Genomic DNA, 12,793 nt, shown 5'->3' on the forward strand with positions numbered 1-12,793 from the left:
CCTCGGCCGCCCCCGAGCCCGCCTCCCGTCCTCAGCCGACCGGCGGGACGGGTGCGGCGCCGACCGGTGCGCGTCCGCAGCCCTCCAGCGGCCCGCAGAGCGCCGGTACGCCGCCCAAGGGTCACCAGAGCGGTTCCAAGGCTCCCGGCGGGGCGCCGGCGAGCACAGAGCCTCAGCAGCCGGGCGCACGGCCTTCGGGCAACGCGACGACGGACACCCAACCGCAACCCACCGCAGGGAAGGGGGCGGCGGGCGGTACGCGTCCGCAGCCCGCCGGTGACCCCCAGCCTGCCGGTGGCTCTCAGCCTGCCGGTGGGACAAAGGCGGCCGGTGGGACGCAGGCGGCCAATCCCTCGCAGACTCCCACCGTGACGCAAGCACCCAGCGGTCCTCAGCGGCCGAGCGGGACGGGCCAGTGGCCCGGCCAAGCGGCGGGGACGGGGCAGGGGTCCGGCCCTGCCGGGGCCGGGCAGGCGCATGGGGCCGTGGGGTTGTTGCAGCCTGCTCCTGGTGAGCCGCAGGCCGCGCCCGGCGGCGTGGCGGCGCAGGGTGTGGCGGCGCAGGGCGCGGCGGCGCAGGGCGCGGCGGCGCAAGATGTGGCGGCGCAGGTGCCGTACGGGGTGCCGCAGGAGGCCGGGAAGCCGGTCGGGTTGCGGGCGCGGCTGAGCCGGCTGCTCGCCAGCGCGCCCCAGTGGCTGCCCGCGCTGCTCGTCGTCGAGGGCCTGATCATGTACGTCCTCGCCATCAAGGCGCCCGTGGGGCCGATGCGCGGCGTGGATCCGTCCGACATCGACGGGCTCGGCCTGATCTCGGCGCTCCCGGCGACGGCGTTCATCGCCCTCCTCATCATGATCGTGTCGTTCTTCGTCACGGTCGCCCAGAGCACCGACCGCAAGTTCCTGCTCCTGTTCCAGATCGCCGCGATCACGTTCGCCCTGCACGGCGTCGGCTCCCTCGTGGCGGAGGAGCCGCGCTTCCCCACGGCGTACATCCATGCCGGTTTCGTGGAGTTCATCGGCAGGACCGGCGAGACGGCGATCAACATCGACGCCCGCATGGGCTGGCCGGGCTACTTCGCGCTGTTCGCGTTCGTGACGAAGGCCGCCGGCATCACCGACATGTCCACGATCCTGCTGTGGACGCCGCTTCTGTCGAACCTGCTCTACCTGCTGCCGTTCGTGCTGATCCTGCGCCAGGTGGTGGCGACGACGCGGGCGCGGTGGTTCGCGGCGCTGCTGTTCGTGCTGGTGCAGTGGATCGGTCAGGACTACTTCTCGCCCCAGGGCTTCACGTTCGCCCTCTATCTGGCGTTCGTGGCGATCCTGCTCAGGTGGTTCGGACGGGTGGAGCCGCGCACGAAGCCCATCCCGCCCAAGGGCCTGCGCAAGCTCATCGGCCGCCTCGACGCGATGACGCCGGGCGAGCTGGCCAACACCGGCACCTATCGGGCCGACAAGCTGCTCATGCTGATGGTGCTGCTGACGCTGTTCTTCGCGTCGGTGGCCTCCCACCAGATCACGCCGTTCATGATGCTCGGCGTGGTGACGGCGTTCCTGCTGTTCAAGCGCACGTCGCTGACGTGGGCGCTGCCGTTCTTCCTCGGCCTGGTGACGCTGGCCTGGATCAGCTACATGACGGTGGGCTTCTGGGCCAGCCAGATCGACACGATCTTCGGCGGCCTCGGCAACGTCTTCGCCAACCTGCGCAGCAACACCGGCGACCGCATCGAGGGCACCGACCCGGCGCACGCGATGGTGCTGCAGGCGCGCCTCGGCATCCTGGTCGTGATCCTCAGCCTGGCGGCGACCGGCCTGTTCCGGCGGCTGCGGCGCGGGGTGTTCGACCGCTCGGCGCTGATCCTGCTCTGTGTGCCGGTGATGGCGCTGGCCCTGCAGAGCTACGGCGGCGAGATCGGCCTGCGGATCTACATGTTCGCCCTGCCGGGCGCCTGCCTGCTGGCCGCGTACGCGTTCTTCCCGAACCTGCCGGCCGACAGCGCGGACGTGCGCGAGGAGACCGTGCCGCTCCGCAAGCGGAACGTGCGCTTCAATCCCGAGCTCACCAAGCGCATCTCGGTCGTGGTGGCGGCTGCCTTCGCGATCGTGTTCGCGATGGCGTTCTTCCTCGCCCGGTACGGCAACGAGCAGTTCGAGCGGGTCACCACCGGCGAGATCGCGGCCCTGCACTACATCTACGACCACGACAAGCCGAGCGCGCGCGTGCTCTACCTGGTGCCCAAGGAGGGCCCCGAGGTCACGCCGACGCTGCCGTGGGGCGAGCGGGACGTCGAGCTGGTCAACTTCAACGTCCAGGCGCTCGTGCACAAGGATCCGACGAAGATCTCGGACGCGGTGGACGCGCTGAAGGAGCAGCCGCGCAACTCGTACCTGATCGTGAGCCGGGGGCAGGTCAGCTACCTGCAGCTCAACCAGGGCTTCCCGGCCGACTGGGGCGAGAAGTTCCGGGCGGCGCTGGACGCCTCGCCCGACCTGAAGCGGGTGTACTCCAACGAGGACGCGGCCCTGTACACCTGGAAGAACTTCGTCCGGGGCACCGAGATCCCCGAGCCGACCCCGTACCAGGGGCGGGGCGATCCCACCACGCCGTGGACGCCGGTGGGGATCGGCGCGCTGGTCGTGACGTGGGTGGCGCTCTTCGGCTACGAGGTCATCCGGCTGAACGGCCCGAACCGGGCGCCGAAGGCCCGCAGGCGGCTGCTGTACCTGGCGGTGCCGTCCTTCGCGGTGGCGCTGGCGGTCATCGTCGAGCGGTTCATCTACATCGCGCAGAACAACGTGTGAGGCGCGCTCTCCCCGGCGGTGCCGGGGAGAGCGTCATCCCGTCGGCGGACGCCATCCCCGGCCCCGGCCCGGAGGCGGCGGGCGGGGGTGAATAAGATCAGCGGACGTCAGGTCAGCAGCCCCCGGCGCCCCCAGGCAGTCCGAAGGACGGATCACATGATGTCTCAGAGCGCGGCCTTCTCGCAGGCGCGCCGTCCGGCCGCACCCAGTGTTCTGCTGACCGACCCGGCCGGGCTGTTCGCGGAGCTGGCCCGGCTCGGCCTGCCGGCGGGCGACTACGTGGTGTGCGGCTCGGCGGCCCTCTACGTCCGCGGCATGCGGGCCCGTATGGGCGATCTGGACGTGCTGGCCCGGGGTGCGGCCTGGCAGAAGGTGCTCACCCTCGGCACGCCGCAGCCGGCGTTGTCGGGCCACGGGCTCAAGGTGGTGCACCCGTCGGTGGCGATCGAGTTCGTGGACCGGTGGACGCCCGGGTGGCCGACCGACGACCTGATCGACAACGCCGACGTCATCGACGGCATCCCGTTCATGCGGCTGGGTGACGTACTGGCCTGGAAGGAGGCCGCCCGCCGACCCAAGGACCTGCCCGACATCGCGGCGGTCCAGCACCTGCGGCACATGTGGAGCCGGCGCTCAGCGCGCGGCCAGGCCGCCGCCACGCCGGCCGCGGAGCGCGGCCGGCCGGGCTACGCGGTCGCGGCGCACTACTGGGGCGTCGGCACCAAATTCTCCGGGGAGTGACCGACGCCCTGAGGCCGTCAGGTGCCGCCGCGCCCCGACCAGCTGATCTCGTACGGCCCGAGCACGACCTCGCGGCCGTCCACGGTGGCCGTGACGGCCTCGCCGGCGGTGTTGACCATGACGATCTGGCGTTCCTGACCCAGCGCCTTGATCCGCGGGTCTGAGGAGCGCACCTCCTGCGCCTGCACCCCCGCGGGGAACCACCGGGTGAACCCGCTGAGCAGCCCCGCCATCGGCATCTCGCCGCCCACCTTGGGCGCCCACAGGCAACCGGGGCATTCGCCCTCGCCGTCGAGCTGCGGGTTCCAGTACAGCGCCGTGGTGACGCCACTCTTGGCGAACTCCATCAGCGTGGCGGCCTGCACGGCCGTGCGCTGTTCCTCGCTCCAGCCGGAGTTCTCCGGCTCGACGTACCACTCGGCCCACCACACCGGCATGTCGCCGCTCTTCTGCCGCAACCACGTGGTGATGGCGCTGAACTTGCCCTGGGCGGCGAAGTGGTCGGGCACGTTGCCCTTGTCCTTCGTCATCGAGGCGCCGTCGACGACGATGAAGTCGGCGCCCTTCTTGTGGTCGATCCAGTACTGGATGGCGTCGAGCGCCCGCTGGTCGACCGTGCCCCACGGCCCGCGCAGCTCGGACGCCGGGCCGGAGACGTAGCTGTCGATCGGCACGTACGGCCCGCCGACCTGGATCTCGGGGTTCACGTTCTTCAGCGCCGTGTAGACCTTGTTGTACATCTCGGTGTAGCCCTCGGCGTCCCACGTGTTGGTGGACGGGTCCCAGAAGCCCTTGAACTCGTTCCACACCATGTAGTGCTTGACCGTGGGGTACTGCTTGGCCACCCGCGCCGCCAGGTTGGCGAAGTCGTCGAAGTGCTCGGGCTCGGGGGAGACGGTGTGGTTCTTGCTCCAGTCCGTACGCCCGGCCTGCCCGCCCTTCATCCAGTCGGGGGCGCAGCACAGTGTGATCACCGGCAACGCCCGCGACGACGACATGAACGTCAGCCGCCGGTCGAGGTCGCGGAAGTTGAACTGCCCGGGGCTCGGCTCGGGGTTGCCCACGCCCCAGCCCATGATGTGCTGGTTCTGCAGCATGGGGACGCGGCCGAGCACGCCCTTCGCCTCCTCGGAGACCTGCGCGGGCTCGTTGTCGGCGCTGAACTGGGTGTGCGTGATGCCCCAGCGCGGCCAGTCGGGCAGCGCGGGCGGCTGCTCCAGGGTGGGCGGGGGCTGGGCCGGCATGGCGGTGGCCACGTCGCTGCCGCTGAACTCCTGGCGCTCCTGGCTGCGGAGCGAGGCGTAGACCATGATGCCCGCCACGAGCACGACCGCGACGATGCCCGCTCCCAGTGCGATCGGCCACGGCGATCGCCGGCGCGCGTGCCGGCCGTCGGTGGGGATCACCGCGACCCCGCCGGGAGGCGTCGCCGCCCGGGGCGGCGGGGGACGGCCATTTTCCAGGACTGGGAGGATGTCAACGAACGCTCCTCATCCTTCTCGCGAGACGGGCTGACCTACACGGGGGCCGCGAACCTCGAAGGCTCGCGAACGCACAGAGGCCGGGCGGCGGCCCGGCCACTCTTACGCTAGTCGACCCGCCCGCCAAGCGACTTGCCGTCACTCCGAGCGAGGTGGCCGCTGGCCGCCGGCCGGGCCGGGGACCCCGGCATAACGGTACGGCATCGGCTGCCTCCCCGGCTGCACGACGAGAAGAGTGCCCGGGGTCTCGGCGTAGAAGGCCGATTCGACGGCGGCCGCGACGTCGTCCGCGGTCAGCAGCGGGAACCCAGAATTGACGAACATATCCCGCGCGGCGGCCACAAGCGGCGTATCGGTAAAGCCAGGGCAGACCGCGCCGATACGGATGTTGTACGCGGCCAGCGGCTCGGCCAGCGACCTGACCAGGCCTACGACGGCGTGCTTCGTCATGGTGTAGACGGGGTCGCCGGCGTAGCCGACGAGACCGGCCAGCGAGGCGGTGGCCACGATGGCGCCGCCGCCCGAGCGCTTGAGCAGCGGGACGCTCGCGCGTACGCCGAAGACGACGCCGTCGACGTTGACCCCGATCACCTTGCGATAGCGCTCGACGTCGAAGTTCTCGAGGTCCACCCCGCTGGTGACGCCGGCGTTGAGATGGACCAGGTCGAGGCGCCCGTAGCGCCGCTCGGCGAGCGCGACGGCCTCCAGTGAGGCTTCCTCGGAGCTGACGTCGGCGGCCAGCCACGCGCCGTCGAGCTCCTTGGCCAGGCGCTCGACGCCCTCGCCGTCGCGGTCGACGAGGACACACCGGACGCCGCCCGTCGACAGCCGGCGTGCCACGGCGGCCCCGATGCCGCTGGCCGCTCCGGTGATCAGTGCAACTGTGCTCATGACGCTCCTTGCGGGGCTCGGGCCCCAGGTCGAGGGGGGTGGTCGAGATCAGTGCTGGTCGAGCATGCGGTGGGCGCGGGAGATCAGCGTGGGTACGGCGGCGCCGATACGGTCGAATCCCTCCCCAACGGTCTTACCTTGCCGGAATCGGGCATGGATACCCTCCACGATGACCGCGAGCTTGAAATTCCCAAAAGCCACATAAAACCCAAGGTCCGAAATTTCGCGACCTGACACCTTTGTGTAGTAATTGGCGAACTCGGCGGCGTTGAGGAACCCTGGTGTCGCCGTCACGTCGCCCGACACCGGGATGCTCGCCCGCTCCTCGTCCCCCCGGTCGGCCCAGTACGTCAGCGTCAGCCCCAGGTCGGCCAGCGGGTCGCCGAGCGTGGACATCTCCCAGTCGACCACGGCCATGATCTCCAGGTCGTCGCGCCGGACCAGCGTGTTGTCCAGCCGGTAGTCGCCGTGCACCAGCGTGCCGGAGGCCTCGGCGGGCAACCGCTCGCGCAGGCGCTCGACCAGCCGGTAGTAGTCGGGCCGGTCCTCGGTCTTCGACCGTTCCCACTGCTGGCACCATCGGTCGAGCTGGCGGGCCATGTAGCCCGCCGGCCGGCCGAAGTCGCCGAGCCCCACCTCGCGGTAGTCGACGGCGTGGATGGCGGCCAGCACCTCGGCCAGGCGTTCCGACAGCCGCCGGGTCTGCTCGGGCGCCGGGTCGCCGAGCTGGTCGCGTGTCCGCACGGCGTCGCCGGGGACGTGCCCCATGAGGTAGAACGGGGCGCCGATCACGTCCTCGTCAGAGCAGAAGGCGACCGGCTCCGGCACCGGGACGGGCGTGGGCGCGAGCGCGGAGATGACCCGCCACTCGCGCCGCATGTCATGGGCGGTCGGCAGCACGTGGCCGAGCGGCGGCCGGCGCAGCACCAGGCGGCGTTCGGCGGCCTCGACCAGATACGTCAGATTGGACCTGCCGCCCGAGATGAGCGAGACGGACAGGGGCTCGCCGGCGTCGGGCACATTCCGGGCCATCCATGCGACCAGGCGGGGGTGGTCGATGCCAGGTACGGTCATGCACACACATTAGAACGTCACTCTGTTCTGAATGCCACCTGAGAGTTGTGTAACGTTCCGAACCTGCGTCTATGCCACGGCACGAGATCCTTTACTCTGGCAGTACACCTCTGCCCTCATGCTGGGCGGTGAGTGGCATGCTGACAGTAGGAGCCCATGCGCGTCACCCTTGCCCTACCTCGTGAACTGGGCCAAGCAGAAGTGAGCCGATGGCGGGCGCTCCAGGAAGCGGACACCGCCTTCGACAATCCCTTCTTGTCCCCGGAGTTCACCCTCACGGTGGGGGAACTCCGAGATGTCGTTCGCGTCGCCGTCCTCTATGACGGTCCCGACATAGTGGGGTTCTTTCCGTTCGAGCGACATCCGCTCGGCATCGGCAAACCGGTCGCGGCGGGGCTGACCGACGCGCAGGGCCTGGTGTACGCCCAGGGGCTCCGGATCGACCCGGTCCGGCTGATCAAGGACTGCGGCCTGTCCGTGTACGAGTTCGACCACCTCGTCGCCAGGCAGCCGCTGCTCAACGCCCGCCACGAACGGCACCCGTCGCCGATCATCGACCTGCGTGACGGCTTCGACCGCTACGCCGAGACGCTGCGCGCCAACTCCGGCAAGACGTACAAGTCCACGCTGGCCAAGCAGCGCAAGCTCGACCGCGAGGCCGGGGGCGTACGCCACGACTACGGCATCACCGACGTCGAGCCGCTGCGCACGCTGCTGGGCTGGAAGACCGACCAGTACCGCCGCACCGGCCGCACCGACCGGTTCGCCCACCAATGGATCGTGGAGCTGGTCGAGCGGCTGCTCGCGACCCAGTCCGCGAGCTTCGCGGGCGTGCTCGACATGATCTACGCCGGCGACGAGCCGGTGGCCGGCCACTTCGGGTTGCGCACCCGCACGACCCTCGTCGGCTGGTTCCCCGCCTACGACACCCGGTTCGCGAAGTACTCCCCCGGCCTCATCCAGCACCTGGCGATGGCCGAGCAGGCCGCCAAGACCGGCATCCAGGTGATCGACATGGGCCGGGGCCAGAAGGAGTACAAAGACAAGCTGAAGACCGGCGAGTTCGAGGTGGCCGAGGGGCGCGTGGCCAGGGCGAACGCGGCGGCCGGCGTCCACTGGATGGTCAGGGTGCCGGCCCGCAAGACACGCGCCACGGTCATGGGCAACCCACTGCTCCTCAAAACGGCTGACAAGGCATTGAAAACCTACGGACGACTGCGTACTGTCCTCCAAGGGTGAAATACATCGCAGAGCGAACAGGTCGCTACTGCCTATCGCTACCGTCCAACCGGCTCGGCCTCTACCTGGCGCTGCGCCACTGGTGCAAGCCCGGGCAGCGGTTGCTCATGTCGCCGATCTCGGCCGACGAGATCCTCTTCCTCGTGCTGGCGGCCGGGCTGCGCCCGGTGATCGCGCCGCTGTCGCCGCGTGACGGCAACATCGACGTCGCCCGGGTCGACCTCGGCACCGTGGACGCGGTCCTCACCACCAACCTGTACGGCCTGCCGGACGACGCGCCCGCCTTCGCCGGCAAGATCCTCGTCGAGGACGTCGCGCACGCCATGGAGAGCTCCATCCAGGGGCGGCCGCTGGGCACGTTCGGCCAGGCGGCGGTCTTCAGCCTGTCCAAGCACCCGAGCGCCGGCTCGGGCGGCGTGCTGGTCGTCGACGACGTCTCCGATCTGGAGGCCCTGGCCCGGGCGCGCGACGAGCTGACGGTCCGCGGCTCTCTGCGGGCCGACCTGTGGAGCGTGGCCGGCTCCATGGTCCGCCACGCGGCGCTCAAGTTCGACCTCGTACGCCCCGCGCTCAAGCTCGCGCGGTCCCTCGGCCTGCAGGAGAAGCGCGAGGGTTATCGGATCGCGCTCGACCCCGACGGGCTGAAGTCGGCGCTCAAACAGGCGCCGTCGCTGCCGCCGTTCGACCGCTGGGTCCATGCCGACCTGCACCGCTATCGCGCCCGGCGGGGGCGGCTGGCCCGGTGGTACCAGGCCAGGCGGGTGACCGGGGTGCCCGAGGGCCGGGCGCGGCGGCTGGCGGGCGTGCAGCGGCTGGCCGAGCTGCCGACGGTCGCGCCGGCCGTGCTCGACGACCTCAGCCGGCCGTTGTTCCGGGTGCCGCTGCTGGTGCGCGACCGCGACGCGGCCATCGCCGAGCTCGAACGCCACGGGGTGGCCACCGGCTACCTGTACGACCCGCCGTACGACGACTACGCGCCCGGCTTCACCGAGCCGTCGCCTGATCCCGAGCCGGCCCGCTGGTGGGCTCGGCACGTGCTGCCGGTCGACCCGATGTACGCCGCCCGCGCGTTCCCGATCCTGCGTCGGCTGGAGCCGCCGGACGGCCCGCCCGGGTGTCGCTGATCAGGGCGGCCAGGATCCGGCAGCCGCGCCGGACGTCGGGGAGTGAGGCGGAGCCGTACCCGATCACGAGGCCGTGCAGGTGAGCGGCGCCGTGGTGGTGGCGCTCGGTGGAGTCGAGCAGGACACCCGCCCGCGCGGCCCGCACGACCACGCCCGGCACCAGAGACGCGGGCAGCTCGGCCAGCACGTGCAGCCCGGCCGTGTCGCCGCGCAGGCGGCAGACGGGGCCGAGGATCTCGACGACGGCGGCACGGCGGCGGGCGTACTCCAGGCGCATCCTGCGCAGGTGGCGGTCGAGGTCGCCGTGCTCCAGCAGGGTGGCCACGGCCTGCTGGACGGGGCCGCTGGTGCGGTCGGCGACCGTGCGGCGCAGGCGGGCGATCCGGCCTACCAGCTCCGGGTCGCCGACCAGCCAGCCCACGCCCACGTCGGGCGCGAGGGTCTTGGACAGCGTGCCGAGCAGCACCACCCGCGAGGGGTCGAGGCCGTAGAGCGCGGGCAGCGGGGCGACGTCGTAGCGGAACTCGGCATCGTAGTCGTCCTCGACGACCGTCGCGCCCGTCTTCCTGGCCCAGGCGAGCAGCCGCTCGCGGCGCGGGATCGGCAACCGGCCGCCGAGCGGGTACTGGTGGGCAGGGGTCGTGTAGAGCACGCGCAGGCCGCCGGGAAGCCCGTCGACGATCACGCCGTCCTCGTCCACCGGGCAGGGCACCACCTCGGCGCCCCGCGCCGCGAACACCGTGCGGGCCACGTGGTAGCCCGGGTCCTCCACGCCCGCGCGGGTGCCGGGGCCGAGCAGGGCGAGCGCGCACAGGTCGAGGCCGTTGCCGGTGCCCCGGGTGACCAGGATGTTCTCCGGACCGACGGCCATGCCCCTGGCCCGGCGCAGGTGCTCGGCGAGCAGCTCGCGCAGGCGCGGCAGGCCGTACGGGTCGGGTGAGTCGCCGGGCGGCAGGTCGGCGGCGCGGCGCCAGGCGCGCTTCCAGGCCGCGTGGTCGTAGTCGCGCACCCAGGGCTGCCCGGGCGTGAGGTCGATCGCGTCGGCGGGGGGCAGCGGCGGCTCAGGCTGGTACGCGCCGCGCCCGGGCGGGCGGGGCGGCTGCTCCATCTCGGCCACGAACGTGCCAGAGCCGTGCCGGCCGTCGAGCCACCCCTCGGCGTAGAGCTGCTGGTACGCCTCCGTCACGACCGTACGGCTGACCTCGAGCTGGGCCGCCAGCGCCCGCGTGGACGGCAGCCGCTCGCCGGGCGCCAGCGCCCCGTCGAGCATGGCGTGGCGCAGCCGGTCCGCGAGCTGCGCGATGAGCGGCTCGGCGGAGTCTCGGGACAGGGATATGGGCAGGTCGACAGCGGTGCGCACCGGAAGTGGTCTCTATGAACGGGTTGATAGTGGCCCTACAGGATAGGTCCACTTTGTCGTTACGGTCCAATCATGCTGTCCACCACTCCCCGCACCACGCTGGGCCGCGAGAAGCAGCGCGGCAGCACCGACAGGAACGATCTCTACGACGTGCTCGACACCGGGCTGGTCTGCCACCTCGGCGTGGTCGTGAACGGCTGCCCGATGGTCGTGCCCACCGGCTACGGCCGCATCGGCGACACCCTCTACCTGCACGGCTCGACCGGGGCCTCGTCGCTGCGGGCGGCCGACGGCGCCGAGGTGTGCGTCACGGTCACGCACCTCGACGGCGTCGTGCTGGCCCGGTCGATCTTCCACCACTCGGTCAACTACCGTTCGGCGATCGTCTACGGCCGGGCCCGGCTGGTGACAGACCCGGACGAGCGCCTGGCCGGGCTGCGCGCCCTGTCGGAGCAGCTGGCCCCCGGCCAGTGGGACTACGTCCGGCTGCCCAGCCGCAAGGAGCTGGCCGCCACGGCCGTGCTGGCGCTGTCGCTGGAGGAGGCGTCGGTCAAGACGCGGCGCGGCGAGCCGAAGGACGACGAGGAGGACTACGCGCTGCCGGTGTGGGCGGGCGTGTTGCCGCTGGTCACGGCATGGGGTGAGCCCGAACCTGATTCGGTGCTCCCAGAAGGTATCGAAACCCCGGTTCACATCCTCCATCGGGAGTAGTTCCATGAAACCGGGCCACCTGGAAAACTCTGCTCCTTGATCACACGTCTCATCAGGTGGGCCGCCTCCTGATGGGAGAGGCGTATGCAGTGGAGTGCCCCCGGATACACGGAGATCAGGCAGCTCGGACGGGGCGGGAGCGGTCGCGTCGCGCTGGGCGTGCACGACGCGACCGGGATCAGGGTGGCGATCAAGTACCTGTCCGAGGAGCTGCGGCACGACGGCGCGGCGCTGGCCAGGTTCCAGTCGGAGGCGCGGCTGCTCGTCACGCTGCGCGATCAGAACATCGCCACGATGTGGGAGTACATCCAGGACGCCTTCGGCGCCTGCATCGTGATGGAGCTGGTGAACGGCGTCTCGTTACGGGCGCTCATGCGCGAGCACGGCCCGGCCGGGCCCGAGGCGGCGCTGGCCGTGCTGAAGGGCTCGCTGCTGGGGCTGGCCAAGGCGCACGAGCTCGGGCTGGTGCACCGCGACTACAAGCCGGAGAACGTGCTCGTCCGCGACGACGGGGTCAGCAAGCTGGTCGACTTCGGCATCGCGGTGCGGCATGGCACGGTGGCCCGTCCCGAGGGGACGCCGCCGTACATGGCGCCAGAGCTGTGGGCGGGGCTGCCCGCGACGCCCGCGACCGACGTGTACGCGGCCACCGTCGTGTTCTTCGAGTGCCTGACCGGGCACCGGCCCTACCGGTCCACCGAGCCGAGCGTGCTCGGGTACCAGCACGTGCACGCGCCCGTGCCGATCCACGAGGCGCCTTCACCGGTGCGGGAGCTGGTGCGGCGCGGGCTGGCCAAGGACCCGGCCGCGCGGCCGGGGAGCGCCCTGGCGTTCGTCGGCGAGCTGGAGAGTGCGGCGCGGGCGGCGTACGGGGAGGACTGGGAGGAACGGGGGCGGCGGCGGCTGTCCGGACTCGTGGCCCTGCTCGCACTCTTGCTGCCGGAGCCGGCCCCGCCCATGCCCGAGACGTCCACGTCGCTGGCCAGGACGGTGTTCCATGACCTGCGCTCGATAGCGCGGCGGGTGGGGCGGTCGAAGGCGGCCACGGGAGCGGACGGGCCGGACGCGGTAGGGGCGGCGCGAGCGGACGCGCCGGCGGTGGCGACGGGGCCGGACGTGCGGCGGGTGGCCGGGTCGAACGTGCGGCGCGTGGCGACGGGAGGTGCGCTCGCCACGGTGGCGGCCGTGACGGCGGTGATCGTCCTGGTTTCCAGCCGGCCGGTGCCCGAGCAGCCGATCGGCGCGGCGGCGGCCGTCCCGCCGAGCCGAACCCCGACCGAGCCGGTCTCCGCCCCACCTGGGACACCGGGACCGAACACGGACCCTGGGAACACGCCCGCGGGCTCACCACAGGCGGCCATCCCCCTGGAC

Annotated in this window: 9 protein-coding genes and 1 pseudogene; 6 read left to right on the forward strand and 4 right to left on the reverse strand. The window is 71.5% G+C overall.

The window, feature by feature from the left end; all coding sequences use genetic code 11:
* Positions 1–368 precede the first annotated feature (368 nt).
* Positions 369–2,801 carry a hypothetical protein gene (locus E1286_RS41410; protein WP_165970152.1) on the forward strand — a complete coding sequence of 811 codons (2,433 nt, stop codon included), beginning with the start codon at positions 369–371 and terminating at the stop codon, positions 2,799–2,801.
* 156 nt (positions 2,802–2,957) lie between these two features.
* On the forward strand, positions 2,958–3,542 hold the full coding sequence (locus tag E1286_RS41415) for a hypothetical protein (protein WP_132621911.1): 585 nt from the start codon (positions 2,958–2,960) through the stop codon (positions 3,540–3,542).
* A gap of 17 nt (positions 3,543–3,559) precedes the next feature.
* Here E1286_RS41415 and E1286_RS41420 read toward each other — a convergent pair whose 3' ends face one another.
* From E1286_RS41420 to E1286_RS41430, 3 genes are all read right to left on the reverse strand, one after another.
* Positions 3,560–4,948 (reverse strand): GH39 family glycosyl hydrolase, encoded by a 1,389-nt coding sequence (locus E1286_RS41420; protein ID WP_132621913.1) that lies wholly within the window; start codon positions 4,946–4,948, stop codon positions 3,560–3,562.
* Positions 4,949–5,161: 213 nt separating this feature from the next.
* Positions 5,162–5,914, reverse strand: coding sequence for an SDR family oxidoreductase (locus E1286_RS41425; protein ID WP_132621915.1), 753 nt, complete (start codon positions 5,912–5,914; stop codon positions 5,162–5,164).
* 48 nt (positions 5,915–5,962) lie between these two features.
* Positions 5,963–6,988: a phosphotransferase family protein gene (locus E1286_RS41430; RefSeq protein WP_132621917.1), complete on the reverse strand. Its 1,026-nt coding sequence runs from the start codon at positions 6,986–6,988 to the stop codon at positions 5,963–5,965.
* 255 nt (positions 6,989–7,243) lie between these two features.
* On the opposite strand from E1286_RS41430, the gene E1286_RS41435 reads away from it, so the two are divergent.
* Positions 7,244–8,227 (forward strand): GNAT family N-acetyltransferase, encoded by a 984-nt coding sequence (locus E1286_RS41435; protein ID WP_246075619.1) that lies wholly within the window; start codon positions 7,244–7,246, stop codon positions 8,225–8,227.
* A pseudogene (locus tag E1286_RS50935) lies at positions 8,224–8,655 on the forward strand (DegT/DnrJ/EryC1/StrS family aminotransferase); the annotation flags it as partial. The gene E1286_RS41435 and the pseudogene E1286_RS50935, both read left to right, overlap by 4 nt.
* 556 nt (positions 8,656–9,211) lie before the next feature.
* Here E1286_RS50935 and pdxR read toward each other — a convergent pair.
* The gene (pdxR, locus tag E1286_RS41445) at positions 9,212–10,711 is read right to left on the reverse strand and encodes a MocR-like pyridoxine biosynthesis transcription factor PdxR (RefSeq protein ID WP_132621923.1); all 1,500 of its coding nucleotides are present in this window, start codon (positions 10,709–10,711) and stop codon (positions 9,212–9,214) included.
* 72 nt (positions 10,712–10,783) lie between these two features.
* Here pdxR and E1286_RS41450 point away from each other — a divergent pair, with 72 nt between their 5' ends.
* Positions 10,784–11,422, forward strand: a complete 639-nt coding sequence (locus E1286_RS41450; protein ID WP_132621925.1) for a pyridoxamine 5'-phosphate oxidase family protein — start codon at positions 10,784–10,786, stop codon at positions 11,420–11,422.
* An 84-nt stretch (positions 11,423–11,506) separates the two neighbouring features.
* On the forward strand, positions 11,507–12,793 hold a 1,287-nt coding region (locus tag E1286_RS41455), incomplete at its 3' end, for a serine/threonine-protein kinase (RefSeq protein WP_223190876.1).

The sequence above is a fragment of the Nonomuraea terrae genome, from assembly GCF_004348995.1.
Classification (GTDB): Bacteria; Actinomycetota; Actinomycetes; order Streptosporangiales; family Streptosporangiaceae; genus Nonomuraea; species Nonomuraea terrae.